23 protein-coding genes are annotated in these 25,370 nt (G+C 71.8%); 4 read left to right on the top strand and 19 right to left on the bottom strand.

The features are described from left to right. Positions 1–53: 53 nt before the first annotated feature. Positions 54–1,340, top strand: coding sequence for a cytochrome P450 (locus tag AABM36_RS03295; RefSeq protein WP_121241744.1), 1,287 nt, complete (start codon positions 54–56; stop codon positions 1,338–1,340). Between the two features lie 127 nt (positions 1,341–1,467). Here the strand turns inward: AABM36_RS03295 and AABM36_RS03290 are convergent, their stop codons facing one another. The 4 genes from AABM36_RS03290 to AABM36_RS03275 all read right to left on the bottom strand — a co-directional run bounded on the left by AABM36_RS03290 (position 1,468) and on the right by AABM36_RS03275 (position 6,126). After that, a complete protein-coding gene (locus tag AABM36_RS03290) occupies positions 1,468–2,649 on the bottom strand; it encodes an NAD(P)/FAD-dependent oxidoreductase (RefSeq protein WP_121241743.1) in 1,182 nt (393 codons plus the stop codon). A gap of 114 nt (positions 2,650–2,763) precedes the next feature. After that, entirely contained in the window at positions 2,764–4,458 is a 1,695-nt protein-coding gene (locus AABM36_RS03285; RefSeq protein WP_121241741.1) for a peptidoglycan DD-metalloendopeptidase family protein, read from the bottom strand. A 170-nt stretch (positions 4,459–4,628) separates the two neighbouring features. Beyond that, the gene (locus AABM36_RS03280) at positions 4,629–5,150 is read right to left on the bottom strand and encodes a mycothiol transferase (protein WP_121241739.1); all 522 of its coding nucleotides are present in this window, start codon (positions 5,148–5,150) and stop codon (positions 4,629–4,631) included. Positions 5,151–5,277: 127 nt separating this feature from the next. Continuing rightward, a complete protein-coding gene (locus tag AABM36_RS03275; RefSeq protein ID WP_121241737.1) occupies positions 5,278–6,126 on the bottom strand; it encodes a LysR family transcriptional regulator in 849 nt (282 codons plus the stop codon). Between the two features lie 104 nt (positions 6,127–6,230). On the opposite strand from AABM36_RS03275, the gene AABM36_RS03270 reads away from it, so the two are divergent. Then, on the top strand, positions 6,231–7,175 hold the full coding sequence (locus AABM36_RS03270) for a DMT family transporter (protein ID WP_121241735.1): 945 nt from the start codon (positions 6,231–6,233) through the stop codon (positions 7,173–7,175). On the opposite strand, the gene AABM36_RS03265 is transcribed toward AABM36_RS03270, so the two are convergent. Both AABM36_RS03265 and AABM36_RS03260 read right to left on the bottom strand, forming a co-directional pair. Then, positions 7,163–7,639, bottom strand: a complete 477-nt coding sequence (locus AABM36_RS03265; RefSeq protein ID WP_121241732.1) for an ester cyclase — start codon at positions 7,637–7,639, stop codon at positions 7,163–7,165. The genes AABM36_RS03270 and AABM36_RS03265 overlap by 13 nt on opposite strands. A gap of 170 nt (positions 7,640–7,809) precedes the next feature. Beyond that, the gene (locus AABM36_RS03260; protein ID WP_423447362.1) at positions 7,810–9,180 is read right to left on the bottom strand and encodes an NAD-dependent succinate-semialdehyde dehydrogenase; all 1,371 of its coding nucleotides are present in this window, start codon (positions 9,178–9,180) and stop codon (positions 7,810–7,812) included. Between the two features lie 287 nt (positions 9,181–9,467). Here AABM36_RS03260 and AABM36_RS03255 point away from each other — a divergent pair, with 287 nt between their 5' ends. Beyond that, entirely contained in the window at positions 9,468–9,887 is a 420-nt protein-coding gene (locus tag AABM36_RS03255; RefSeq protein ID WP_423447360.1) for a hypothetical protein, read from the top strand. A 136-nt stretch (positions 9,888–10,023) separates the two neighbouring features. Here AABM36_RS03255 and AABM36_RS03250 read toward each other — a convergent pair whose 3' ends face one another. From AABM36_RS03250 to AABM36_RS03210, 9 genes are all read right to left on the bottom strand, one after another. Next, positions 10,024–11,067, bottom strand: a complete 1,044-nt coding sequence (locus AABM36_RS03250) for a HoxN/HupN/NixA family nickel/cobalt transporter (protein ID WP_039100747.1) — start codon at positions 11,065–11,067, stop codon at positions 10,024–10,026. A gap of 25 nt (positions 11,068–11,092) precedes the next feature. Beyond that, positions 11,093–12,214, bottom strand: coding sequence for an urease accessory protein UreD (locus tag AABM36_RS03245; protein ID WP_423447900.1), 1,122 nt, complete (start codon positions 12,212–12,214; stop codon positions 11,093–11,095). A gap of 91 nt (positions 12,215–12,305) precedes the next feature. After that, positions 12,306–12,917, bottom strand: a complete 612-nt coding sequence (ureG, locus tag AABM36_RS03240) for an urease accessory protein UreG (RefSeq protein ID WP_012399236.1) — start codon at positions 12,915–12,917, stop codon at positions 12,306–12,308. Between the two features lie 138 nt (positions 12,918–13,055). Continuing rightward, complete coding sequence (locus tag AABM36_RS03235; protein WP_019310827.1) at positions 13,056–13,760, bottom strand: urease accessory protein UreF; 705 nt, start codon at positions 13,758–13,760, stop codon at positions 13,056–13,058. A 4-nt stretch (positions 13,761–13,764) separates the two neighbouring features. Continuing rightward, complete coding sequence (gene ureE / locus AABM36_RS03230; RefSeq protein WP_019310828.1) at positions 13,765–14,313, bottom strand: urease accessory protein UreE; 549 nt, start codon at positions 14,311–14,313, stop codon at positions 13,765–13,767. Positions 14,314–14,463: 150 nt separating this feature from the next. Beyond that, positions 14,464–16,179, bottom strand: coding sequence for an urease subunit alpha (ureC, locus tag AABM36_RS03225; RefSeq protein WP_019310829.1), 1,716 nt, complete (start codon positions 16,177–16,179; stop codon positions 14,464–14,466). Between the two features lie 171 nt (positions 16,180–16,350). Continuing rightward, positions 16,351–16,782, bottom strand: a complete 432-nt coding sequence (locus AABM36_RS03220) for an urease subunit beta (protein WP_019310830.1) — start codon at positions 16,780–16,782, stop codon at positions 16,351–16,353. A 25-nt stretch (positions 16,783–16,807) separates the two neighbouring features. Next, positions 16,808–17,110, bottom strand: coding sequence for an urease subunit gamma (locus AABM36_RS03215; protein ID WP_019310831.1), 303 nt, complete (start codon positions 17,108–17,110; stop codon positions 16,808–16,810). Between the two features lie 369 nt (positions 17,111–17,479). Beyond that, positions 17,480–18,997, bottom strand: a complete 1,518-nt coding sequence (locus tag AABM36_RS03210; protein ID WP_035885378.1) for an MFS transporter — start codon at positions 18,995–18,997, stop codon at positions 17,480–17,482. A gap of 177 nt (positions 18,998–19,174) precedes the next feature. On the opposite strand from AABM36_RS03210, the gene AABM36_RS03205 reads away from it, so the two are divergent. Beyond that, on the top strand, positions 19,175–19,729 hold the full coding sequence (locus tag AABM36_RS03205) for a TetR/AcrR family transcriptional regulator (protein WP_019310833.1): 555 nt from the start codon (positions 19,175–19,177) through the stop codon (positions 19,727–19,729). A 338-nt stretch (positions 19,730–20,067) separates the two neighbouring features. Here AABM36_RS03205 and AABM36_RS03200 read toward each other — a convergent pair whose 3' ends face one another. From AABM36_RS03200 to AABM36_RS03185, 4 genes are all read right to left on the bottom strand, one after another. Then, positions 20,068–22,299, bottom strand: coding sequence for an FtsX-like permease family protein (locus AABM36_RS03200; RefSeq protein ID WP_019310834.1), 2,232 nt, complete (start codon positions 22,297–22,299; stop codon positions 20,068–20,070). Next, the gene (locus AABM36_RS03195) at positions 22,299–23,093 is read right to left on the bottom strand and encodes an ABC transporter ATP-binding protein (protein ID WP_019310835.1); all 795 of its coding nucleotides are present in this window, start codon (positions 23,091–23,093) and stop codon (positions 22,299–22,301) included. The genes AABM36_RS03200 and AABM36_RS03195 overlap by 1 nt, the downstream gene beginning before the upstream one ends. Before the next feature lie 128 nt (positions 23,094–23,221). Next, positions 23,222–24,154 carry a response regulator transcription factor gene (locus AABM36_RS03190; RefSeq protein ID WP_039100744.1) on the bottom strand — a complete coding sequence of 311 codons (933 nt, stop codon included), beginning with the start codon at positions 24,152–24,154 and terminating at the stop codon, positions 23,222–23,224. Continuing rightward, a complete protein-coding gene (locus AABM36_RS03185; protein WP_019310837.1) occupies positions 24,151–25,350 on the bottom strand; it encodes a sensor histidine kinase in 1,200 nt (399 codons plus the stop codon). Before AABM36_RS03185 ends, AABM36_RS03190 begins: the two co-directional genes overlap by 4 nt. Between the last annotated feature and the right edge of the window lie 20 nt (positions 25,351–25,370).

Here is a 25,370-nt window from a genome sequence, read left to right as displayed (position 1 = left end):
CGGCTCGACGGCCCTCCCACGGACGTACGGAATCCGGGCGCATACTGGGGAGCATGACTTCACAGTTCGGCCAGACCCGTTCCGAGCAGGGCCCCTCGCTGCTGCGCTCCGGCTACCTCTTCGCCTCCCGCGCACGACGCCGCGCGGGCCTGTCCGCGGACTCGGGCTGCCCCGTGCGCATGCCCCTGCTGGGCAAGAAGACCGTGCTGGTCCGTGGCGAGGAGGGCGTCAAGCTCTTCTACGACACGTCCCGCGTGCAGCGCGACGGCGCGATGCCCGGCGTCGTGCAGGGACCCCTGTTCGGTGCGGGGGCCGTGCACGGCCTGGACGGTGAGGCCCACCGGACGCGCAAGAACCAGCTCGCGGACATGGCGTACGAGGACGAGCGCGTGGCCGCGTACAAGCCCTTCGTGGCCGAGGAGCTCGAGGACCTCGTGGCGCGCTGGAAGGACGGCGACAACGTCTACGACGCCACCGCGATCGCCTTCGGCCGCGCGTCCTTCCGGTGGGCCGGTCTGCAGTGGGGCGTGCCGGAGATGGACCAGTGGGCGCACCGCATGAGCCGCCTGCTGGACACCTTCGGGCGCCCCGCGAGCCACGTGGTCTCCCGGCTGGACCGGATCGCCCTGGACCGCCGTTTCGCCGCGCTCATCACGGACGTCCGGGCCGGGCGGGTCCATGCTCCCCAGGACTCCGTGCTCGAGCACATGGCCGGGCTGGTGGACGAGCACGGCGAGCTGGTGGACGCCAAGACCGCGGGCATCGAGCTGCAGAACCTCACCCGCCCCAACGTGGCCGTGGCCCGCTTCGCCGCGTTCGCGGCCACCGCCCTGGCGGAGCACCCCGAGTGGGTCGAGCGCATCCGCACCGCCTCCGAGCAGCGCGGGGGCACCCTGCTGGACGTTCCCGAGGCCGTGGCCTTCGCGCAGGAGGTCCGACGCGTCTACCCGTTCGTGCCCATGCTCCCCGCGGAGCTCACGCAGGACACCGAGATCCAGGGCTGCCCCGTGCACAAGGGGGAACGCGTGGTCCTGGACATCCTGGGCACCAACACGGATCCGGCGTCCTGGGACCGCGCAGCCACGTTCGACCCCGAGCGCTTCCTGGGGGTGGCGGACGCCGAGGCGATCACCACGTTCATCCCCCAGGGCGGCGCGGACGTGCGCACGGGCCACCGCTGCCCCGGCGAGAAGATCGCCGTCACGTCCCTCTCCGCCGCCGTGGTGGCGCTGTGCCGCCCGGAGGTCCAGCTGCCGAACGACCAGGACGACCTCACGTTCTCGTGGACCCACATGCTCACCCGGCCGGTCACCGGGGTGCGGGTCCGCACCAGGCGCTGAGCACGACGCCGCCGGGCCCACCCGGACCCTGCGCTCCCCGCCACGCACCGCCCCGGACGACGCCGCCGGGAGGCTCGCGCGTGAGCCTCCCGGCGGCGTCGTGGTCCGGGTCCAGGAGTCGAGTGCCTCAGATCAGGCCGCGCAGGATGCCCTTCCAGTACAGGGCGGGCTGCAGCCAGCGGTCGAAGAGGAACGTCCACGGGCGGGGGTTGGCGAGGTCCCGGACGCCGAAGGACGGCTCCGGGCGCATCCGCCGGTCCACCTCCGCGAGCAGCAGCGTTCGTCGGGACAGGGCGATGGGCGCCACGGTGTAGCCGTCGTAGCGGTGGAGCTCCTCGGAATCAGCCGCGAGGAGGTTGTGCACCAGCACCGGGCTCTGGCTGCGGATCGCTCCGCCGGAGGCCATGATGCCCAGTCCGGCGGCATCCCCGAGGGACCACACGTGCGGGAAGCGGATGTGCCGCAACGTCTCGGGGTCCACGGCCACCCGGCCCGTCCCACCGTCGTCCGCGAGCCCGCTGTCCGAGATCCACTCCGGAGCCCGGTGCGGGGGCACCACGTGCAGGGCGTCGTAGTCCACGGTCTCCCGCGCCCCGCCCCGCGTGATGTGCAGGGTCCGGGCCTCCGGATCCACGGACTCGATGTGCGCGTCCAGGACGGCCTCCACGCCGTAGCGCCGCAGGGCGTCCTGGATGTGCCCGGCCACCCGGGGCTCCGGGAACAGCTCGGGCGCCTCCACGACCACCCGCACACGGAGGTCCTCCAGCACCCCGGTGCGGCGCCAGTGGTCGCACGCCATGAACAGCGGCTTGTACCCCACCCCGCCGCAGCCCACGTCCTCGAAGCGGATGGTGAACACCGCGGTCCCGCTGCGCAGCCCGGACATCAGGTCCCAGGTCTTGGGGGCGAGCTGCGTGATGTAGTTGGTGGCCGCGTGCGGGCCGTGCAGGGCTGCGGCCAGCCCGGGCACCCGGTCGAGGTCCGGTGCGATGCCGGGGGCCACCACCAGGTCGTCCCAGTCCAGTTCGGCGCCGTCGTCGAGCGCCACCGTGCGAGCCTGCGGATCCACCCCAGTGACCCGCTCACGGAGCCACCGGGCCCCGGAGGGCATGTACCGCCGCTGGGCCTTGCACACCTTGTTCAGCCCGGCCATGCCGGAGCCCACGTAGGAGAGCATGGGGCTGTAGGTGTGGGTGGGGCTCGGCTCCACGACCGTCACCCGGACCGAGTCCCGGGATGTCTGCCGCAAGAGGCGCGCCGCGCAGCTCAGGCCCGCGTTGCCACCCCCGATGATCACGATGCTTCGCACGTGTGCCCACTTCCCTGGTGCTGGTCCGGTGCTGGTGCCTCTTGCGGGCAGGCTAGCACCGCACGGTCGGGCATCGCAGGGTCGATCACCGTGTGGGGATGGGGAGCCCCGGGGTCAGTTCTTCGGTGCGGCCGGTCCCGGCGCCGCGGGCGCAGGCTGGTCCGCTCCCGGCGCGGCGGCGTTCTTGTCCTGGTAGAGCGGCGCATTCTTCACCAGGTCCTGGAGCTTGGTGAGCTCCGCCGTGGCCGCGGAGGTGAGCTTCTTGTCGGTGGGCTTGGCGGAAGCCTTCTCGACCGCCTGCTGGGTGATCCCCAGCTGCTTCGCGTACGCGGGGTCCGCGGTTGCCAGGTTGCGGGCGGTGAGCTGCTGGGTCAGCGCCTTGAGCTCCACGTTCAGGGGGGTCAGCGGCCCGAACTGCTCCGCCGGGGTCAGCTTCAGCTGCGTGGCCAGCAGGTTCTGGGTGCGCTGCTGGAACTGCTCCAGGGTGGTGAGCTTCGTGATGTCCGCCGTGTACGGGTTGACCGGGGAGGGCGCGGGCTTGGACGGTGCCGGTTTGGTGGGCGCCGGCTTGGACGGCGCTGGCTTCGTAGGTGCCGGCTTGGACGGTGCAGGCTTGGTGGGTGCCGGCTTGGACGGCGCGGACGTCGTAGGAGCCGGCTTGGAGGGCGCCGGCTTCGTCGGCGTCGCATCCGGTTTCCCGGACACCGGCAGCTTGGGATCAGTGGGCTTGCCGGAAGTGCTCGGGGAGCTGGACGCCACCGGGGTCTTCGGCGAGGTCTGGGACTTGCCGCCGCCCGCGGTGGGAGGACCGGACGGGGACGGGGTCAGACCTCTGGGCTTCGTGTTGGAAGTGTCCTTGGCCGGTGCCGTCTTCTGACCCAGCGCCCGGATCTCGTCCTGGCCCTTCGCGGGCGTCTTGGGGCCGGAACCCGCGTCCGTTCCGGGCTTGGCGTTCGGGTTGGTGGGGGCCTGCGAGACCCCGGCCTGGTCCGCCGTGGAGTACGCCGGGCGGGACGCCGGGATGATGTCCTCCCCGGACTTCCAGTCGAAGGACTGCGCGTCCACGACCTTGCCGTCCACCCACGTCTCGAAGTGCAGGTGCGGGCCGGTCACGCGCATGCCGGTCTGGCCCACCACACCCAGCTGCTCGGAGGCCTGGAGGGAGTCGCCCTCGCGCACCATGACCTCTTTGAGGTGGTTGTAGGTGGTTTTCATGCCGTTCGCGTGGGAGACCTCCACGCGGTTGCCGCCCCACACGTCCCAGAACACGGCGGTCACGGTGCCGTCCAGGGCGGCGACGGCGGGTGTGCCCTCGGGCGCGGAGATGTCCGTGCCGTTGTGGAACTCGTGCTGACCCGTGTCCGGCGCGGTGCGCCAGCCGAACTCGCCGCCCTTGAGCACCACCACGGGCTGCGCCGGGGCGATCAGGGTGTTGACGGGCAGCTCGCCCTCGAAGGTCGCGGGTGCGCGCGTGCTCGGCGCCACCGAGGACACCGCCCCGTTGCCCGCTCCGGCACCCGTTCCGGAGCCACCCGCTCCGGCCGAACCGCCGTTCGGCGGGGTGCTGCTGAGAGAGACGAGGGACGCGTCCTGGGCCGCCGAGATGGCCGCGGGGTCCGGCGTGGAGGCGAAGAGGGAGGGCTGAGCGGGCTGCGCGGCGTCGTCGGCGGGATCAGTGGCTCCGGGACGCTGCGGCCCCTGGGGGTCCTGCGCCATGGCGGGCTGCCACGGGGCGGTGTCGGTGCCATTGCTCAGTGCCACGCTCCCGGCCACGAGCAGGGAGAAGGACGTGAAAGCCACCAGCGCCATGGACGGCTTCCTGCTGGTGGATGAGCGTGCGCTTGAACGAGCCATGGGTGCGATCGTCTCTCCCGGGATGGACTTCGGCGCCGTGAGCCCTCGGGCCGACAGTCAGTAGAGCCAGTGTAGGTGAACTCACAGCGTCTATGTAGTTTCATCGACGTGAAAGTCGGAGCTGGTCAGTACCGCCCGGTCCAGTCGTCCACCATGCCGCGGACGTAGGCGGCCTGTCCGACGTGCTGGGCGGCGTCGTCGATCGTGGAGACGATGCGCACGCCGCGGGTGACGGGCGGGTCCCAGGAGTCGTCCACGACCTCGTCCAGGGAGGCGTCGTCGAGGCCGTTCACGTACTCCGCCGTGCCGCAGCACACCGCACGCAGGTAGCCGATCAGCAGCCCGGGGTCCTGCACCCGTACGCTCGCAACCTGTTCGGGGCCGTCCCCGAAGCCGAAGTCCTCCGCGGGGCGCTCCAGTCCGAACGACTCGCACCAGCTCTGCGCGGTCCACACCTGCTCCGCCCCGCACAGCGCGGCGATCTGCGCGTCCTGCTGCCGCGCGGCGTGCCACAGCAACCAGGACATGGAGTTGTGCGTGCCGTCCGGCATGCGGGTCAGCACCTCAGCGGAGACGCCCTCCACCGCGGCCTCCGCCGCTTCCACCGGGCGCTTCGCCGCGTCCGCCAAAAGTTCCCGAGCACCCATGTTCCACCTGATTCCGCACCGGTTTCGTGTGATCCACCTCCCACTGTACGACCGCAGTGCGGGGCGCGGGAGGGGTGGGCACCGCAGGTGCAGGGCGGGTTCCGGGCACGACGCCGCCCGCTCGCGGTCAGGCGCTCTCCATCACCAGGCGCACGAACTCCGTGACCGCCGGTGAGCGCTCCCCGTCACGCCACACCAGGTGGACCGGCACCGGTCCCAGGCCCTCTCCGGGGCGCACCTCGAGAGTCGGGTGGTGGTAGTACCGCATGGTGGAGGCGGGGGTGATGCCGAACCGGCGGGGGTCCGCGGCGATCGCCACGATCCACTCGTCCACGCCGCACACGGTGAGAATCTCCCCGGGGCCCATGGCCGCGAGCCACTGCGCCGTGGTGGTCCCGCCGTGGGGATTGACCACCGCGTGCAGTCCCGCGAGATCCTGCGCCGCCACGCGGGTCGCGCGGTGCAGCACGCTGTCCCGGGAGAACACCACCGCGCGCTCCTCGCGGTGCAGGATCCTGCTGCGCACGCCCTCGGCCGTCACGGGGCCACGGACCACGGCGACGTCCGCCGCACCCCGGGCCACTGCGGCGTCGGGCGCGGTGAGCTGCGTGAGACGGCACGCGCCGTCGGGATGGGCGGTGCTCCACGCGCGCACGGCGCCGGAGACGGCCGCGTCCAGCCCCGCCCACGCGTAGGCCACGGTGACGGACCACGGTTCCCAGCGCCCGGGATCCACCAGGGCGTCGACGCCGCGCAGCACCTCCTCGCAGCGCTGGGCGAAGACCTCCCCGCGCGCGGTGAGCACCGCACCGTGCGGTCCGCGCTCTACAAGCCGCACGCCCACCGCCGCCTCGATCTCCCGCAGCGTCCGTGACGCCGTGGGCTGCGTGATCCCCAGCTCCCGCGCGGCCCCGGACAACGACGACGCCGCGGCCAGCGCCGCGAACATCCGCACGTGCCGCAGCTCCAAGGTCATGCGCCCAGCGTATAGCGGTGTGCGACGACGGGTCTTCCCCCGTCCGCCGCGGTGCGTGAGTCTGGGGGTCTGCGTCCGTGCTCACCCACCCGGAGGAACTCGCCATGACCACCACCCGCAACACCGCGGCCCTGGGACTGTTCCTGCTGCTGTGGTCCAGCGGGGCGGTGGCCACGGCCCTCGGCCTCGCGCACATGGACGCGGAACTGTTCCTGCTGCTCCGCGCACTGGTCACGGCCGGGATCGCGTGGGTGCTGTGCTGGCTGCTGCGCTCCGCCCTGCCCCGCACGCGTCACGAGTGGGCGGCGATGATCGGCACCGGAGTACTGATGCACGTGCTCTACCAGGCGTTCTTCTTCGGATCCGTCGCGGCGGGGATCGCCCCGGGGCTGCTGTCCCTGGTGGTCGCGTGCCAGCCGCTGCTGACCGCGGTGGTCACCGGTCAGCGGGGCCGCGTGGCCTGGGCGGGCATCCTCCTGGGCTTCGGAGGTCTCGCGCTGGCGTGCACCCCGGACCTCACGAGCGCGGACTCCACAGGGTGGGGCATCGCTGCGGCGGCCGGGGCGCTCGTGACGCTGACCGCCGCCACCGTCTCCCAGTCCCGGATCCGCCGCGTGGGCGTGCTGGCGAACCTCGCCGTGCAGAGCACCACGGGCATCCCCGTGTTCTTGGCCGCCACCCTGCTCATGCGTCCGCAGCTGCCGCCGCTGGCGCCCGCCACCGTTCTGCCCGTGCTGTGGATGGGTGCCGTGATCGGGGTGGTGGCCACCGGGCTGCTCTACTGGCTCGTGCAGCGGGTGGACGTGGTCACAGTGACCAGCGTGCAGTTCCTGGTCCCGGCGGTCACGGCCGTGCTGGACCGGCTCGTGCGCGGCGAGTCCCTGCACGGGATCACCCTCGTGGGCATGGCCGTGGTGATCTGCGCGCTGTTCCTCTTCCAGCGGGGACGACGACGCCGCGGGGCCGCGGCCGGCGCCCCTCGCACCGACCGCGGCCCCGCCGCAGCACCCCGGGCGCCTTCCGCGCCCCCGTCGGGTCAGTCGTCGTAGGTCAGGCACTCCTCGACGGGCCAGCCCAGCTGCTCCCACATGGGCAGCTTGTTCCACTCCTTGACGAACTCCACGAGTTTGCCGTCCTGCACGCGGAACAGCGCGCACGCGGTCCAGGTGGCCTGGCGTCCGGTGGGCTGGATGTCCCCGTGCGGGGCGCCCTGGTGGGTGCCCTGGGCGGTGTAGCGCAGGGCCACGCGGTCGTCCTTGACGAACTCCACGTCGAAGCTCTCGAAGTGCAGGTCGTCCAGCTTGGTCATGAGTTCGCCGTGCACGTCCGCGTACTGCTCCAGGGTCTCGGTGCCGGGGAACGTGGTGGGGCCCACGAAACGGTTGTTCGGCGCACACAGGTGCGCCACGGCGTCGGCGCTGGCCTCACCCGGGGCGTAGGCGATGCGCATGTACTCCTTGGCCAGCTCCAGGTTGGCCTTTTCCTGCTCGGTGAGGGTGGTGGTGTCGGTCATGGTGTCTCCTTCGCGAGCGGGGCGGCACCCCGCGAGAACTGGTGCGAGAACTGGTGGGAGGATCGCCGGTGCGGCGAGGCCGTGCACGCGCGGACTCGCCGAGCGAGCAGGTGCCCGGGAGCGCCGTCGTGACGGTACCCCCGGGCACCCGTGTGGTGGAGCGTGCGGGGTCAGCCCGCCACGCGCACCAGCTTGGTGTTGGAGAACTCGTCGAAGCCCCAGCGGCCCAGCTCGCGGCCGTAGCCGGAGCGGCGCACGCCGCCGAAGGGCAGGCCCGGCATGGTGGTGCCGTGCTCGTTGACGTAAGTCATGCCCACCTCGAGGCGGCGCGCGACCTCCTCGGCCTTCGCGGCGTCCGCGCTCCACACGGAGCCGGACAGGCCGAAGTCGGAGTCGTTGGCGATCTCCACGGCCTCGTCCACCGAGTCGTAGGAGTAGACCACGGCCACGGGGCCGAAGATCTCCTCCTTGAACGCGTCCATCTCCCGGGTGACACCGGTCAGGACGGCCGGAGCCATCCACGCGCCGTCCTTGTCCAGGGCCTTGCCGCCGGTGTGCAGGGTGGCTCCCTGCTCCACGGCGCGCTCCACCTGGGACACGGCGTCGTCGCGGCCCTCCACGGAGGACAGCGGGCCGATCTTGGTGTCCTCGGCCAGGGGGTCGCCCACCGTCATGCCCTCGACGGTCTCCACGACCTTGGCGACGAACTCGTCGAACATCCCGGACGGCACCAGGATCCGCTTGGGCGAGTTGCAGGCCTGGCCCGCGTTGCGCATGCGGGTCACGGCCACCGTCTTGGCGGTCTTGGCCACGTCCACGTCGTCCAGCACGATCAGCGGGTCGGAGCCGCCGAGCTCCAGGACGCTCTTCTTGAGGTTCTGGGCGGCGGTGGTGGCAACGGCCTTGCCCGCGCCCTCGCTGCCGGTCAGGGAGACGCCGCGCACGCGCGGGTCCGCGATGATGTCCGTGATCTGGTCCGTGCTCGCGAAGAGGTTGATGTAGGCGTCCTCGGGGATGCCCGCGGCGTGCAGGATCTCCTCGATCAGCTCACCCGTGCGGGCACAGATGGACGCGTGCTTGAGCAGCACGGTGTTGCCCAGCATCAGGTTGGGTGCCGCGAAACGGGCCACCTGGTACTGCGGGAAGTTCCAGGGCATGACGCCCACCAGAACACCCACGGGCTCGGTGACGACCACGGACTTGGCGCTGTCGCCCACGTCCAGGGTCTCCTCCTCCAGGAGGGCCGGGCCGTGCTCCGCGTACCAGCGGTAGATCGCGGAGGACAGGGCCACCTCGCCCTGCGCCTGCTTGAACGGCTTGCCCATCTCGGTGCTGATCACGCGGGCGAGCTCGTCCCCGCGCTCCTGGAACGCGTCCGCCACGGCGGTCAGCGCGGCGGCGCGCTGCTCCACGGGGGTCTTCCGCCAGGACGTGAAGGCGGCATCCGCGCGCTCGACGGCGCTGGCGACGTCCGCGTCCGTGGCGGAGGTGAACTCCTGCTCGACGACTCCGGTGGCTGGATTCTCTGTGCGGTAGGCCATGAGGTCTCCTTCTGTCTCGGATTCTCTTCTCGGACGATCGAGCATGTCCTCACCCTCGTTAACGAGAGCCCACGGGGGAAGATTCCCGAGGACAGCATGCTGACTTCCCACCGGGCACGCCACTCGCCTGCGCGCACCGTGGCGGAGGACGACGCCGCACCGTCACGTTCCAGGCGGACGACACCGAGCGCTGTCGTTCGGGCGCGCTGGGCATCATCGGCACACCGACTCTCGCTCTGCTCGCTCCGCACGACGGGCGGGATTCCCTCTGGTCCACCGCCATCATCGTGCTGGTGCTCGTTCTCATGTTCGGCATCATGATGCTGGACCGCAGGCGTCTGCCGCACGAACCTCCCGGCGGGGACGCCCTGCCCTGGCAGAAGGCCCTCGCATCCGCTCGCCGCCACCGGACGGTTCCAGAACTTCCGGACGTGCGACTGATGGCCGCCCGCGCCTTTTACGACAGACTCTGGTCCGCAGGGCTTCTCTGGTGCTTCCTCGCAGGTCTGGGCTGCGCCGCACTCGTCAGACCGGACCTGTCCTGGTTCGGGGCGCTGGGTGGCCTGCTGGTCGTGGCGCTGCTCACCGCGGCCCGGGTGCCCTCCGCGTGGGCGTACCTGACACTCAATGCCGCCGCGAGCCACCCGTCGGAGTCGCCGACGACCACCGCAGCACCCGCGGGGCCACACCCCAGCACTCGTCACTAGTTGTCCCTGGAGACGCGCTCATGGGGCGGAGTTCACCCGAGAGGCCCCGTCGGTGAGAAAGCTGCTCGGCGCTGGCCGGCCCCGAGGAACCGCGAGCTGCATCTGCGCGGGTGAACATTCCGTGCGGCGCGATGCCCTAGTTCCGCCGGGACGTCCGCCAGAACCACAGCCACACCAGCCCGAAGACGGCGATCAGCGCCAGGCCCGCCTGGCCGAGGTCGACGTCCGCGAGCGCCGCGGTCACCGGGTCTTCCAGGCCCAGGAGGTCGTGGAGGAACCCGCCCAGGGTGATCGCGGCGATGAACAGGGCGGAGACCGCGGAGATCAGGGTGACGGTCGCGTTGAACCGCCGCCGGGTGCCCGTCTCGGTCAGGGCGGAGGAGTAGAGCTTCATCATGCCGAGCCCGTTGAGGGTGTCGCACAGGGTCATGGCGGCGGTGAACGCCACGGGCAGGCCCAGCAGGGCGAACGCCGGGACACCGGCCAGGGACGCCGAGACCGTGAGCAGCAGCAGGCCGATGGTGGTGGCGGTGTCGAAGCCCAGGCCGAAGAGGAACCCCAGCACGAAGATGTCCCGCGGGCGGCGCACACGCTGCAGGGGCTTGCGCAGCAGCCGGGACACCAGGCCCCAGTTGCTGTCCAGGTCGTGCCGGTGGCCCCGCACCGTGACCCCACCCCGGGACGCTGCGCGGAGCAGCCCCACGGAGATGCTCGCGTTGTAGAGTCCGAGCACCAGCAGGTACACCCCCGAGACCCCGGCGCCGATCAGCCCGAGCACGTGGTTCGCGGAGCTGCCCTCCTCGAACGCCCCGCTCACGAACTGCGCGCCCGCGACCACCATGATCCCGGCGAGCGTCACCACCAGGGAGTGGCCCAGGCTGAACGCGAAGCCCACGCTCGCCGGATTCATGCCCTCGGACACGAACTTGCGGGTGGAGTTGTCGATCGCGGAGATGTGGTCCCAGTCGTAGCTGTGCTTCATGCCCGCGGCGTACGCGGTGAGCACCACACCGAGCGCCAGGGGCTCGGCTCCCGGGGCCAGGGTGGTGCTCAGCAGGCCCGCGGCCAGCACGTGGAGGGCGGCCACGGCGGCGAGCGTGCAGCCGACCCGCACGCGCAGCGGCAGGCGGTGCCGCTCGGTCACGTAACGTCGGTAGAGGGTGGGGTGGGAAGCGGACACGGTTCTCCTCGTGGGGTGGTGCTGGTCAGTACTTGCGCAGCCGCAGGGGCGACTGTCCACGCCAGCGCTGGCGGAGCTCGTCCACCACGGCCCGGTGCAGCGCGGTGATCGCGCTGGTGGAGTGGGCGAGGGAACGCACGCACACGCACCGCACGCCGTACGGCTTTCCCGCCCCGGCACGGGTGATCCCGGAGTGGGTGCCGGACGCGTCGACGAGCTCGCAGAGACGCTCGTAGAGCTCGTCGTCCAGGCGCGCGTCCGCGACCAGCAGCTGCCCGGTGTGGCTGAAACCCTCCATGAACCCGACGCCGGACATGCCCCCGTGCACGTCCGGACGGATCCGCAGCTGGTCCACCACCAGGCGCCGCGCCCGCTCCCCGGCCGGTGCCGCGCCGGTCCCCCCGGACGACGCCGCCCGGTCCGGTCCGCCGGGCACGTGACTGGGGTCCCCGGGCCGGTCCTGGGCCTCCGCCGCTGGCGCGCCCCGGTCCGGTGCCGCCGGGGCCGGCACCTCCGGCGGGGTCACCCGCACCTCGGTGCGCAGCCGCAGCTCGTCGTACGCGAACGACTCCCCGGACGGGGACCACCCTGGCGTCACGACCTCCGCGAGCAGCAGGGACGCCGCGGGATCCATGTCCACGCGTGTCCGCTGGAGGTAGGAGCCCCCGCGGTAGACGATCAGCTGGTCCGGCACGTGCTCCAGGCAGCTGCCCGGACCGAGCCGCACGGTCATGTCCTGGGTCGCGGGACCCTGCGGGGTGCGGTACACCTTAGTCGCGGACTGCGTGGTCAGCACCAGGGAGGCGTCCCGCTCCACGGCCACGTCCAGCAGGTAGGCGTCCGCACCCAGGTACGCGCCCCCGGGGTTGACCACCGTGTAGGTGACCTGCCCGGAACGGTCCAGGTAGTGCGGGCGCAGCACCCGCAGCGCGCCCTCGTGGAACTGCCGGGCGGCGTACGAGCGCCCGTTCCGCTCGGCCACGCTCAGGCGCAGCTGCCCGGCCCACTCCGCGGGGGACGACGCCGCCGCGGCACCGTTGCGCGCCTCCGCGGACCCGGCGGGGCCACGCCCAGGGTCCGGGTTCCCCGCGTCAGCGGCCCCGGAACGGTCCTGGTCCACGGCGGTGGGCGCCGGAGCGGAGCCCACCGCGGCGGCGTCGCGCCCGGCCCCGGGAGCGCCAGCGGACGGCATCGGGGTGTCGGTGGCGGGCGGCGTCGTCGTGCCGGTGGCGGGTGTCTCAGGCAAGGTCGAGCATCAGGACGTCGGTGCGGATCCACTCCTGGACGCGCTCGAGTCCCTCGTCCGTCTTGAGGTTGGTGAACGCGAACGGCTTGTCCTTGCGAAAGACCCTGGAATCCTCCTCCATCACGCCAAGGTCCGCGCCCACGTGGGGCGCCAGGTCCGTCTTGTTGATGACGAACAGGTCCGACTTGATCATGCCCTGCCCGGCCTTGCGGGGGATCTTCTCGCCCTGGGCCACGTCGATCACGTAGATGGAGAAGTCCACCAGCTCGGGGCTGAAGGTGGCGGAGAGGTTGTCCCCGCCGGACTCCACGAAGATCACCTGCAGGTCCGGGAAGCGCTTCTTCAGCTGCTCGATCGCGGCCTCGTTCATGGAGGTGTCCTCGCGGATGGCGGTGTGCGGGCAGCCGCCGGTCTCCAGACCGATGATCCGTTCCTCGGGCAGCACCGAGGTGCGCGCGAGGATCTTGGCGTCCTCGATCGTGTAGATGTCGTTGGTGATCGCGGCCATGGAGATCTCGTGGCTCATGGCGCGCGTGAGGCGCTCCACCAGCTGCGTCTTGCCCGCTCCCACGGGTCCTCCCACACCGATGATGACGGGGTCCATGCTGTTCCTCCTGCTGCTCGTGGTCTCTCGTGCGTTCTCTTGGTGCCTCTTGGGGGGCTCGTGCGCTGGTGCCTTCACGCGGCTCGACCCTCGGGTCGCGCGAAGGCGGGCGAACCCGGCGCGGCGGCGTCGTCGTGCTCAGCTCATGAAGAGTCTGGCCCGCTGGCGCTCGTGGTTCATCTGGGCGATCTCCAGCCCGGGGGCGACGGCCCCCAGCACCTCCTCGGCGACGCCCTGCGCCACGAGGTCCCGGGAGACCGCGACGGCGCGACCCACCCACTCCTGCGCCTCCCGGATCACCGCCTGGCCGGTGTTCTGCCCCAGCGGAATGCCACGCACGGCGTTCTGGGCCAGGGAGATCACCGTGGCGTACACGTGGGAGGCCACTGCGGTGTCCTCGGGGACGTCCAGACCCCGGGCGAGCACACCCCACACGGTGGCCTGGTGCCCGTGCAGCCTCTCCTCCACCACGCCCTGCTGGTAGCGCTGCACCCACTCGCCCGGGTAGCTGCCGGCTCCGATGCTCAGCAGCCGTCTGCCCATGGTCATCCCGCCCTCCCGGATCTGGCGGGGCAGGGCCTGGGCGGTGACGAGCTCGTCCAGGTCCTCGACCCGCTCGAAGCCCTCGGCCGCGTAGACCAGGCGGACGGCCAGGGCGTCCGTGAAGGTCAGCTGCTGGTCCACGAACATCTCCAGCCACGCGGCGAAGCTCTCCCGGTCCTCCAGCTGCTCCGCGGCCATGTACGTCTCGAAGCCCAGCGAGTGGCTGAACGCCCCGGTGGGCAGCGCGGAGTCCGTGAGCTGCATCAGCCCCAGGAGACCGCTCAGGCTCGGCTCCACCACCGGATCAGTGGGTGTGCTCGGCGTGGCGGAACGGCACGGGCATGACGCGCTCCTGGCGGGAGTACGGCACCTGGTGGTGGTCCAGGAAGTCCTGCACGGTGTGGTCGTACTGCACCACCATCACCTGCGCCCCGTACTCGCTGTCCTCGTCGAAGAACTGCGCCTGCAGGTGCCGGTTGCCCAGGCTGTGCGCCACGAACGCCATCTCCACGATGGAGCGCGCGCCGATTACCAGCACGTCCGTGGGCAGCACCTGGACCACCACCGCGTTGCCACGCCGCCCGCCAGAGTGCTCCGCCTGGCCGTGGTCTCCGGTGTGGTTCCCGGCGTCGCCTCCCGCCGCGTCCTCCACTGCGAGCACGTCCCCGTCCCTGAGGTCCGGGGCGCCGGAAGGCAGGCGGAGCCCGAGCTGGCGGTCGTGGTCGGTGCTCAGCCGCTGGATGCGCTTGACCAGCTCCGCGCTGGGCAGGACCACCTTCTCGAGGTGCCTGCCGGCCGCCAGCTCGCGGCCGCTCTCCTCGTGGATGTTGCCCAGGATCTCGGTGACGATCACGGGTGCTCTCCTCTCGCTGTGCGGTGTCTCGGACGTGGTGGGTGCCAGTGCGGCGGCAGGTCTGCCGCCACCCGGTTGCCGGACCGGCCTGCGAGCCGGTCCGCGCGGCGTCGTGGGGCCCGGAGCCCCTCGCGGCCCCGGAACCGGGCGTCAGAACAGGAAGTAGCGCTGCGCCATGGGCAGCACGTGCTGCGGCTCGCACGTGACGGGCGTGCCGTCCACGCGCACCTCGTAGGTCTCCGGGTCCACGCGCAGCTGCGGGGTCTCGCCGTTGAACTTCATGTCCGCCTTGGTCAGCGTGCGGATGTCCCGGCACTCGCGCACCACCTTCTCCAGCCCGAGCGAGCGCGGCACCCCGGCCCGGATGGCCGCCTGGGACATGAACGTGATGGAGGAGCGGGCGGCCGCCTTGCCGTACGCACCGAACGCCCTGCGGTACCAGCGCGGCTGCGGCGTGGGGATGGACGCGTTCGGATCGCCCATCACACCGTGCACCATCTGACCGCCCTTGATGATCAGGTCCGGCTTCACGCCGAAGAACGTGGGCTCCCACAGCACGAGGTCCGCGAACTTGCCCTCCTCCACGGAGCCCACCGCGTGCGAGATGCCGTGGGCGATCGCCGGGTTGATCGTGTACTTGGAGATGTAGCGCTTGATGCGGTGGTTGTCCCCCACCGTGCCCTCGTCCTCGGGCAGCGGCCCGCGCTGGCGCTTCATGGAGTCCGCGACCTGCCACGTGCGCAGCACCACCTCCCCCACCCGGCCCATGGCCTGCGAGTCCGAGGAGGTCATGGAGAAGATGCCCATGTCCTGCAGCACGTCCTCCGCCGCAATGGTCTCCTTGCGGATGCGCGAGTCCGCGAACGCCACATCCTCGGGAATGTCCGGGTTGAGGTGGTGGCACACCATGAGCATGTCCAGGTGCTCCTCGAGGGTGTTGCGCGTGTACGGCAGCGTGGGGTTCGTGGACGCCGGGAGGATGTTCGGGTCCTGCGCCAGCTCGATGATGTCCGGGGCGTGCCCGCCGCCCGCTCCCTCCGTGTGGAACGTGTGGATCACCCGTCCGGCGATCGCCGCACGGGTGTCCTCCACGAAGCCGGCCTCGTTGAGGGTGTCCGTGTGGATGGCCACCTGGACGTCGTACTCGTCCGCGACCTGCAGGGACGTGTTGATGGAGGACGGCGTGGCGCCCCAGTCCTCGTGGATCTTCAGCCCGATCGCACCCGCCCGGATCTGCTCCGCCATGGGCGAGATGGCCGAGCCGTGCCCCTTGCCGAGCAGCCCGAAGTTCATGGGGAACTCCTCGAAGGAGCGCAGCATGTTGTGGATGTTCCACTCGCCCGGGGTGATGGTGGTGGCCTTCGAGGACTCGCTCGGCCCCGTGCCGCCGCCGATCATGGTGGTGATCCCGGAGACCAGCGCCGTCTCGATCTGGTCCGGGCTGATGAAGTGGATGTGGGAGTCGATCCCACCCGCGGTGAGGATCTTGCCCTCCCCGGCGATCACGTCCGTGGCCACACCGATCACGATGTCCACACCGTCCATGATGTGGGGGTTGCCGGCCTTGCCGATCTTCTGGATGTGCCCGTCCCGCACCGCCACGTCCGCCTTGAAGATCCCCGTCCAGTCGATGACCACCACGTTGGTGATCACGAGATCCGGGATCCCCACGTCCCGCACCAGCTGGCCGTTCTGGCCCATGCCGTCCCGCACCACCTTGCCGCCGCCGAACACGGCCTCCTCGCCGGGAGTGGTGAGGTCCTTCTCGATACGCGCGAACAGTTCCGTGTCCGCCAGGCGGACCGCGTCCCCCGTGGTGGGGCCGTACAGGCTCGCGTACTGCTCGCGGCTCATCTCAAAGCTCATGCTCGACCTTCTCGTTCGGCGGTGGCGGCTGGTCTCGGGGTGCTGCTGGCCGCGGCGGTGGCGGCCGGTCTCGGCGCTCCCGGCGCCGTGGTCTCGGTGCAGTGGTCTCGGTGCAGTGGTCTCTCGGCCCGGTGGGCGCCTGTTCGGCACGACGTCGCACGGTGGGCCGGTTCAGCGGGTCTCGTTGGAGAAGCCCTCGCGTTCGCGCAACGGCTGCGGGGCGTCCCCCGCGGCGGAACGGTGACGCGCGGGGGTGACGGGTGCGGCGTCGTCGTCCAGTGAGGTCGGAGCGTGGGCGTCCAGCGGGCCGTCCATGAGGTCCCGGAAGCCGTGGACCACGCGGTCCCCGCCCAGGGGGATCAGCCGCACCGTGGTGGAGTCCCCCGGTTCGAGGCGCACGGCGGTGCCGGCGGGGATGTCCAGACGGTGTCCCACGGCCCTGCCGCGGTCGAACTCCAGGGCCCGGTTGGCCTCGGCGAAGTGGAAGTGCGAGCCCACCTGCACGGGACGGTCCCCGCGGTTGAGCACCTCCAGGGTGATGGCCTCCCGCCCCTCGTTGCAGACCACGGGGGTCTCGGCCAGGACGTACTCTCCGGGTGTCATGGGTGCTCCTCGGGTCGCGGCCGCGTCAGCGGATGGGGTCGTGGACGGTCACGAGCTTGGTGCCGTCCGGGAACGTGGCCTCCACCTGGACGTCCGGGATCATCTCGGGCACACCCTCCATGACGTCCTCACGGGTGAGGATGGTGCTGCCCCAGCTCATCAGCTCCGCCACGGTGCGCCCGTCACGGGCCCCCTCCAGGAGCTCGTACGTGATGACGGCGATGGCCTCGGGGTGGTTGAGCTTCAGTCCCCGCGCCTGCCGACGACGTGCCAGGTCAGCGGCGACCACCACCAGGAGCTTCTCCTGGTCCTTGGGCTGCAGGTGCATGCTCGGTCCCCTCCGGTCGGCAGGCTCGGTCCTCGGCGTTCCGCGGTGCGGGCAGGTACGGCTACCGTCCGGTACGCGGTGCTCGTCAGCGTACCTCCACACCGTGGCGCTCTCCCGCCCCCCGTGTGACAGCCGTGTAAACATCCGAGCCCGCTTCCCCGTCACCGTTCGCACGGGGAGGCAAAAGCGGGCTCAGAAGTCTCGGACGCGGGCCGCCGCGTCCGTCCAGGACGACGTCGTCACGCCGCTCGAGCGCGACGCCGCCGGAGCGCGACGTCGACGGGACGGGACGACGTCGTCGGGCTGGGACCCCGCGGCCGGCCCAGAAGGGCGCGGCGTCGCCTGGCAGCGGTGCGGTGTCGCCGGGTCTCAGGCGACCGTGCCGCGCACCCGGCGGTCCGCGCGGAGCACGCGGAACAGGGCCACCGCCACAGCCGCGACCAGGGCGCCCCCGAAGATCGAGGTCCACTGCATGCCCGCCGAGAAGGCGGCCACGGCGGCGTCGGCGATCTGCGCGCCCAGCGGGGACTCCGCGGCCACGTCCAGCGCCCCGCCGAGCGTCTCGTGGGCGGCCTGCGCGCTGTCGGAGCTCACGGCCGCGGGCAGGTCCAGGTGCGCCTGGTAGAACGCGGTGGTCAGCCCGCCCAGCACGGCGGTGCCGAGCACGGCACCCACCTCGTAGCCCGTCTCGGACACGGCGGACGCCGCACCGGCCTTGGCCGCGGGCACCGAGGAGACCACGAGGTCCGTGGACAGCGTGGTCGCCAGCCCGGTGCCTGCGCTCATCACGGTGAAGGCCACGAGCACGGGCACCGAGGACTCCTGCTGGTCGGTGAACGCGACCACGAAGAACCCGGCCGCCACGAGCAGCAGACCCAGCACCACGGCGGTGCGCACGCCCACGAGCCGGGAGATCCGCTCGGCGCCGAGCCCGGCGAGGATGGAAAGCACCAGGCCGGGGATCATCAGCAGGCCCGAGGTCATGGGGTCCCGCCCGTCCACGAGCTGCAGGTACTGCGTGAAGAAGAACAGGAACCCGAACAGCGCCACGTTGGAGACCATGTTCACGGACAGGCCACCGGAGAAGCGGGGGCTGCGGAAGAAGCGCAGGTCCAGCATGGGGTAGCCCTTGACCACCTGTCGCCGCGCGAACAGGGCACCGCACAGCACGCCCGCGGTGATGAACAGCAGACCGTGCAGGGGGGAGCCGCCGGTGGCGAGGGACTTGATGCCGTAGACCACGGGGGCCATGGTGGCCATCGCCAGCACGATGGAGACGGGGTCCACCGGCCCCGGGTGGGGGTCCTTCGACTCGGGCAGCACCAGGGGCGCCGAGACGAGGAACGCAATCATCGCCAGGACCGCCAGCAGGAACACGGAGCCCCACCAGAAGTGGTTGAGCAGGAAGCCGCCGGCAATCGGGCCGAGGGCCGCCCCCGCGCTGAACCCGGCGGTCCAGATGGCAATGGCCAGGCTGCGCTGCCTGTCGTCGTGGAACACCGTGCGCAGCAGGGAGAGCGTGGTGGGCAGCAGCATGGAGCCGAAGACCGCCGTGCCCACGCGGGCTGCCAGCAGCCACTGCGCGCTCGGGGCGAAGGCCGCGAGCAGCGAGATCAGCCCGAAGCCCGTGGAGCCGATGAAGAGCATCTTCCGGCGGCCGATGCGGTCACCCAGGCTGCCCATGGGGATCAGCAGGGCCGCGAGGATCAGGGGGTAGACGTCCACGATCCACAGCAGCTGCGCCGCGGTGGGGCGCAGCCCCTGGGAGATCGCGGGCAGCGCGAAGCTCAGCGCCGTGTTGTTCACGGACACCAGCAGCACGGGGAGCATCAGCGCGCCGAGGGCCGCCCACTCACGGGGACCTGCTGTGCGCTGCTGTTCGACCATCACGGACACCTTCTGAACCTCCTGGGACTCGGGTTGCGGCGGGGACGACGGGAGTCGTACGCCCTTGTACCGAACCCCGGGGGACGGGGCACCTCACCGATCTTTACCGTCCAGACGGTACAGTTAAACGCTCAGAGAAGGCAATCATTCCCGTCACACCGTGAGGTCCACCACCGCATGCCCCGCAAACCCGAAGCCCGCGACAAGCTCCTGGCCGCCTTCGAGCACCTCGTGCTCACGGAGGGGGAACGCGCCGCGACCCTCGACGCCGTCGCCGCCCAGGCCGGGGTCTCCAAGGGCGGCCTGCTCTACCACTTCCCCCACCGCCAGGCCCTCGTGGACGCAGCCCTGGCCCGCTGCGAGGAGCTCGCCGCCGAGGACCTCAGCCGCCTGGCGGCGTCCCCCCGGGGCGCGGCCCGCGAGTTCCTGGCCACGTCGCTCTGGGCGGACAGCCCCCTGGACCGCAGCCTGGGGGTTGCGTTCCGGCTCGTGCAGGCGCGGGAGCCCGGCGCCCAGCAGACGTGCGCTCGCGTGGAGCACGGCTGGTACTCCGCGGTCCTGGAGGACGTGGGGGACCCCGTGGTCGCCACCGCCGTCCAAGCCATGGGGGACGGTCTGTACCAGCAGGCGTCCATGGGCCTGCTGCCTGAGAGCAGCGGGGAGAAGCAGCAGGTCCTCGACCGCCTCCTGGAGGCCCTGGACCGGCTCACGGGCTCGCACCCGGCAGGCTGAGCGCCGCGCACGAGGACGCCGCTGCCCCGCCTTTCCCCGCGGGGTACGACGACGCCGTGCCGCCACTTCCCGGCGCCGGCCACCTCCCCGACACCCCACCTGCCCGCACCACCCGCACCTGCCTGCGTCTCAAGTGCAGCTTTCGACGCTTTTCGCCCGTGAGACGTCAAAAGCTGCACAAAATGCGCAGCGGGAGCCCCGGTGGACGCGGCGGCACGCAACAGGTCCCGCCCCGGGCACGGGGAAGGGGCGTGGCCGCCCGTACGCGACCACGCCCCTGGTTCACCGGATCCCCTGGTCGGGATCCTCGTGCACACCGGCTCCCCCGGTGCGCGTCCTCAGTCCGCGCGGGCCATGCCCTGCACCGGGCTGAGCTTCGTGGCCCGCCGCACCGGCAGCGCCGAGGCGAGGACGGCCACGACCACGGCACCGGCCAGGATCAGGAGGAACCCTGTCCAGGGCACCACGGGCTGCACGGCGAAGCTGTCCGGGAGCACGGCCATCACTCCCAGCACACCGAAGATCCAGCCCACCACGAGACCCACCACGGTGGCCACGAGGGAGATCACGAGTGCCTCCCGGCGGATCAGTGCCCCCAGCTGCCGCTTGGAGAGCCCCAGGGCCCGCAGCAGCGAGTTCTCCCGGGCCCGCTCCAGCACGGAGAGGGAGGTGGTGGAGGCGATGCCCAGGACGGCCACCACCACGGCCACGGCGAGCAGCCCGAGCACCACGGTCAGCAGGATGTCCAGGACGGAGACGTAGCTGGCCTTCTCCAGCAGGGCACCACCCAGCTGGTTGGCGTCCACGTGCAGGATCTCCGCCACGGACTTCTGCAGGTCCCCCGCCTTCTGGGCGTTCAGGTACTGGGCGGCGTCGATGGTGGCGGTGGAGCCGTCCGGCAGGCTGCCGTCGGTCTGCACACCCACCACGTCCGGGAGCTTCTGCAGGTCCGTCACCTGCTGGGGGCTCAGCTGGCCCGCCTCCGCCGGGACGGAGATGTCCACGGGGCGGTCGCGGTCGAGCTGGTCCAGCAGCGTGGTGCGCGCCACCTGCTGGCCCGTGAGCACCGTGGCCACGAGCAGCACACCGATCAGCAGCGCGGTGGCCGTGGTGCTGGTGCGGGTGGGGTAGCGGGCGGCGTTGGCCGCGGCCAGGCGGGAGGGGATGCCGCCGGGCAGCAGCTTCCCCGCGCCCTTCACGAGACCCGGGACGTAGGCGCGGGAGGTGAGCACCACGCCCAGGAAGGCGGCCAGACCGCCCACGATGCCCAGGCCCGCGCTGTGCTGCAGGGCGCCGAACACGAGGGCCGCGGCACCGGCCACGAGCACGACGGCGCCGAGGACGATGCGCACCACGGGCAGGCCGTCCGCGGCACGGGAGCCGCGCAGTCCGTCCAGTGCCGAGGCACCGCGAGCGCGGCGGGCCGGGCCGAGGGAGGCGATCACGGTCAGCAGCACACCGGTGACCAGACCCACGACCACGTCGCGGGGGCTCAGCGTCAGGGTGAGCACACCGGTGGCTCCGGTCGCGTTGAGCAGGGCGACGAGCCCGCCCACGGCGGCCACGCCGATCGCCGAGGCGACCACGCCGATGGCGAGACCCTCGAGCAGCACCGCACGGCGCAGCTGGGAACCGGTGGCGCCCACGCAGCGCAGCAGGGCGAGCTCACGGGCCCGCTGGGCGGTGAGCACGGACAGCGTGTTGGTGACCACGAGCAGCGCGACGAGCACGGAGAGTCCGGCGAACAGGCCCAGGAAGATGGCCATGACGTCGGTCCCCTGGGACATCTCCTGCAGGGAGTCGTCGGCGATCTGCTCGGGGGTCTTCACCTCCAGGGCGGGCTGCCCGGCGTGGCCCATGCCCAGGACGCGGTTGACCTCGGTGGCCAGGGAGTCGAGCCCCTCCTGGTCGAGGGTCCCGGCGGTGCGCAGCAGGATGGCCTGCTGGCCGTTCGCCCCCGCCATGCTCTCCCCGGGCAGACGCTGCAGACCGGCACTCGTGGCGTACCAGTCGGGCAGGCTCGAGGAGGCGGTCCCCTCCGTGAGGCCGCTCAGGGTGTACTGCACGGGGGCGCCCGTCTCGTCACCCGCCTGCCCGAGCTCCACGGTGTCGCCCACTCTCGCGTGCAGCTGGTCGGCGACCTTCTCGGTGGTCACGATCTGCTGGGGCGTCTCGGGAAGCTTCCCCTCCGCCACGGTGGTGGGCAACAGGGAGTTGTCCGAGGGGAGGTCGCTCACGAAAGTCATGCCGGAGCTGGAGGCGGAGGTGTCCCCCTCCACACGCGCCAGTTTCGACCGGGGTGCCCAGGCGCCGTCCACCTGGGGCAGCTCCTCGAGCTTGTCGATCTGCTGGGCGTCCGCGGTGGCGGGGGCCTTCTCGGCGTCCGGGCTGGTCACCACGGCGTCGGCGTTCTTGTAGGGAGCCGCGAGGTCGGAGGCGAGGCTCGTGCTCAGGGTGCTGGCCAGGCCGAGCGCCGCGGTCATGAACGCGGCGCACACGGCCACGCAGACCACCACGAGCGCGTAGCGGCTCCACTGCCGGGTCAGCCGGGAGTAGACGACTCTCAGCATCAGCGGGCTCCCGTCATCGCGTCGTCGGAGACGATCTCGCCGTCGCGCACGCGCAGCACGCGGTCCGCGGCCTCGGCCACGGTGGCGTCGTGGGTGACGACGACGACGGTCTGGCCCAGCTCGTCCACGCAGCGGCGCAGCAGGGCCAGCACCTCCTGGGACGTGGCCGAGTCGAGCGCGCCCGTGGGCTCGTCCGCGATCACCACGTCCGGCTGGGAGAGCAGGGCGCGGGCGATCGCCACGCGCTGCTGCTGGCCGCCGGACATCTCATCCGGGCGGTGGTCCAGGCGCTTGGTGATCTGCAGGGTGGTGGCCAGCGCGTCCAGGCGCTGGGCGTCCACCTTCTTGCCGGCCAGGGCGAGCGGCAGCTCGATGTTCTGGCGGGCGGTGAGCGTGGGAACCAGGTTGAACGCCTGGAAGACGAAGCCCACGTGGTCACGCCGGAAGCGGGTCAGCTGGTCGTCGGAGAGCCCGGCGATGTCCTGGCCACCCACCACGATCCGGGTCTCGGGGTTGCGGTCCGGGGAGTCGAGCCCGGCGAGGCAGTGCACGAGGGTGGACTTGCCGGAGCCCGAGGGCCCCATCACTGCCACGAACGTGCCGGCGGGGATCTCCAGGCTCACGTCCTTCAGAGCCTGCACCGCCGTGCCGCCCGCGCCGTACGTGCGGGAGACGTGTGCGGCGCTCACGGCCACGGGGCGGGCAGCGTGCGAGGCACCGTGTTCGGGGGCCTGGGGGGTCTCGGACCAGGGCGGGTTGTCGTAGCGCTCGGGTGAGGGTTCAGCAGAAGTCATGGCTCCAGTCTGCCGCGCGCGCCGCCCCCGTTCATCGGACGGGGGTACGAGCTTGCCCGGAGCAGAGCATGGCGTGCACCACAGTGCATCCCCCGGCCTCATCCCCCGGTATGAGACCACCGGCGAACTCAGCCCGGCAGCACCACGCCGGTCTCGTACGCGATCACCACGGCCTGCACCCGGTCCCTCGCCTGCAGCTTGGAGAGGATGTGGGAGACGTGCGTCTTGACCGTGGGCTCCGAGAGGAACAGCCGCTGCATGATCTCCCCGTTGGAGCAGCCCTCGCCGATCAGCTCGAAGACCTCCCGCTCGCGCGAGGTGAGGCTCTGCAGCCGGGGGTCCTGCCACGGATCTGACGCCGGGCCCGCCGCTGCCGCCTGCGCACTCGCGCTCGTGACCACACCGCCCGGGCCAACGGTCACGTCCGCACCGAGCAGGGGGGACGACGCCGCATTGCGGGTGCCGTCCCCGGAAGCTGCGCCCGCGGTGACGGCTGCACCGCTGCCGGGCGCGGCGTCCGCACCCGCCGCAGCGGGGGTGCTGGAACCCGAACTCGGGCGCTGCGCCCCGGAGACCAGGTGGGAGAGCAGACGCCGCGTGGTGGACGGGGCGATCACCGCGTCCCCGCGCGCCACCGTGCGCACGGCGTCCAGCAGCTCCTCGGGGCGGGCGTCCTTGAGCAGGAAGCCGCTGGCCCCCGCCTGTATGCCTTCAAGTGCATACTCGTCGAGGTCGAAGGTGGTGAGCACGATGATCCGCACCTGAGGGGCCACGGCCAGGATCTCGCGCGTGGCCTCGATCCCGTTCATGCGCGGCATCCGCACGTCCATGAGGATCACGTCCGGGGCTCCGGAACCCTCGCCGCCCTCGTCCCCCGGGGCCCCGCGCCCGGATCCGGAGCCGCCGAGGGCGCAACGCACGGCGTCGACCGCCGCCACGCCGTCGTCCACGTCCCCCACCACGGTGAGGTCCGGCTGGGAGTCCACGAGCATGCGGAATCCGCCGCGGACCAGCGGCTGGTCGTCCACGATGAGAACCCTCACGGGCGGTGCTGTCGTCATTTCCCCTCCCCGGGCAGGGTAACCCGGACCACGAACACGTCCGAACGCTCCGGGTGGGGACCCGCGGTGAGGGAGCCGCCGTAGAGCGAGACCCGCTCGCGCAGTCCCTGCAGCCCGAAGCCGCCGCGGGGAGCACGGGTGGCGCCGTGCGCGCCGTCGTTGGTGATCTCCGCCCAGGATCCCTCGCGGCCGTGCTCGACCACGATCCGCACCGAGGACGCCTGCCACGCGTGCTTGAGAACGTTCGTCATGGCCTCCTGGACCACCCTGTAGAGAGTGAGCTGCGCACCGGAGGACAGCGCCGGCTCCCCGCTCACGCGGTACTCCACCGGCAGCCCGGCGTCACGCACGGAGGCCACCAGGTGCTCGATCTGCTCCAGCTGCGGCACCGGCGCGGTCCCGTTCTCGTCCTCGGTGCGCAGCACGCCCAGCAGCTTGCGCATCTCGGTGAGCGAGCCGCGAGCGGTCTCCGCGATGGTGCCGAGCGTCTCCACCGCCACCTCGGGGTTCGACGCCGCGGCGTAGCGCGCGCCGTCCGCCTGGGCGATCACGACCGAGAGGGAGTGGGCGACGACGTCGTGCATCTCCCGCGCGATCCTCGCCCGCTCGTCCTGCGCCGCGAGCCGCACCTCCTGCTCCCGCTCGATCTCCAGACGGCGGGCGCGGTCCTCGAGCTGCTCGCGGCGCTGGCGGCGCCCCCGTGCGAGGTCCCCCGCGAGGTGCGCGACCGTGACGAACGCGGCCGCGCCGACCCCGAAGGCCGTGCCGGCGACGGCCCACTCCACCGGGGAGTAGCCGTCGAAGAGGTACAGGAACCAGTGGTTGCTGCGCAGCCCGAGAACGGCGCTGCCGAGAATCGCGGCAACGAAGACGGCGCGGCGCTGCCCGCGGGGCGAACGGCTGGCCGCGGTGTAGACCACCCAGGGCACGGCCCACAGGCACACGCTGATGGGCGCCACGTTGACCACGAGCACGCTGGCCGTGCTCACGAGTCCCACGGAGAACGCCGTCAGGGTGGGGGCCGCGCGGCGGAAGAACAGGGGCAGCCAGCACAGCACCGAGCACCACCAGGTGAGTGCGTCCCCCACCCCCGCCGTGAAGACGACCGTGACGACACCCCCCACGCACGTGAGCACGGCGTTGCTCAGATGGGGGTGATTCTCGACCCACTGGGCCATGCGCAGGTGTGCAGCCATCACCGCAGCACACTATCGGC

This window comes from Kocuria sp. KSNUG (genome assembly GCF_049532735.1).
Taxonomy (GTDB): Bacteria; Actinomycetota; Actinomycetes; order Actinomycetales; family Micrococcaceae; genus Kocuria; species Kocuria rhizophila.
Note: the sequence above shows the minus strand (reverse complement) of the source record. Positions and strands in the feature narration are given on the sequence as shown.

Bases quoted from the DNA above. Each gene is read 5' to 3' on its own strand.
- AABM36_RS03295 (WP_121241744.1), top strand. From the start codon at position 54: ATGACTTCACAGTTCGGCCAGACCCGTTCCGAGCAGGGCCCCTCGCTG.
- AABM36_RS03285 (WP_121241741.1), bottom strand. From the start codon at position 4,458: ATGGCGCTGGTGGCTTTCACGTCCTTCTCCCTGCTCGTGGCCGGGAGC.
- AABM36_RS03280 (WP_121241739.1), bottom strand. From the start codon at position 5,150: ATGGGTGCTCGGGAACTTTTGGCGGACGCGGCGAAGCGCCCGGTGGAA.
- AABM36_RS03275 (WP_121241737.1), bottom strand. From the start codon at position 6,126: ATGACCTTGGAGCTGCGGCACGTGCGGATGTTCGCGGCGCTGGCCGCG.
- AABM36_RS03270 (WP_121241735.1), top strand. From the start codon at position 6,231: ATGACCACCACCCGCAACACCGCGGCCCTGGGACTGTTCCTGCTGCTG.
- AABM36_RS03265 (WP_121241732.1), bottom strand. From the start codon at position 7,639: ATGACCGACACCACCACCCTCACCGAGCAGGAAAAGGCCAACCTGGAG.
- AABM36_RS03260 (WP_423447362.1), bottom strand. From the start codon at position 9,180: ATGGCCTACCGCACAGAGAATCCAGCCACCGGAGTCGTCGAGCAGGAG.
- ureG (WP_012399236.1), bottom strand. From the start codon at position 12,917: ATGGACCCCGTCATCATCGGTGTGGGAGGACCCGTGGGAGCGGGCAAG.
- ureC (WP_019310829.1), bottom strand. From the start codon at position 16,179: ATGAGCTTTGAGATGAGCCGCGAGCAGTACGCGAGCCTGTACGGCCCC.
- AABM36_RS03220 (WP_019310830.1), bottom strand. From the start codon at position 16,782: ATGACACCCGGAGAGTACGTCCTGGCCGAGACCCCCGTGGTCTGCAAC.
- AABM36_RS03215 (WP_019310831.1), bottom strand. From the start codon at position 17,110: ATGCACCTGCAGCCCAAGGACCAGGAGAAGCTCCTGGTGGTGGTCGCC.
- AABM36_RS03210 (WP_035885378.1), bottom strand. From the start codon at position 18,997: ATGGTCGAACAGCAGCGCACAGCAGGTCCCCGTGAGTGGGCGGCCCTC.
- AABM36_RS03205 (WP_019310833.1), top strand. From the start codon at position 19,175: ATGCCCCGCAAACCCGAAGCCCGCGACAAGCTCCTGGCCGCCTTCGAG.
- AABM36_RS03200 (WP_019310834.1), bottom strand. From the start codon at position 22,299: ATGCTGAGAGTCGTCTACTCCCGGCTGACCCGGCAGTGGAGCCGCTAC.
- AABM36_RS03195 (WP_019310835.1), bottom strand. From the start codon at position 23,093: ATGACTTCTGCTGAACCCTCACCCGAGCGCTACGACAACCCGCCCTGG.
- AABM36_RS03190 (WP_039100744.1), bottom strand. From the start codon at position 24,154: ATGACGACAGCACCGCCCGTGAGGGTTCTCATCGTGGACGACCAGCCG.
- AABM36_RS03185 (WP_019310837.1), bottom strand. From the start codon at position 25,350: ATGGCTGCACACCTGCGCATGGCCCAGTGGGTCGAGAATCACCCCCAT.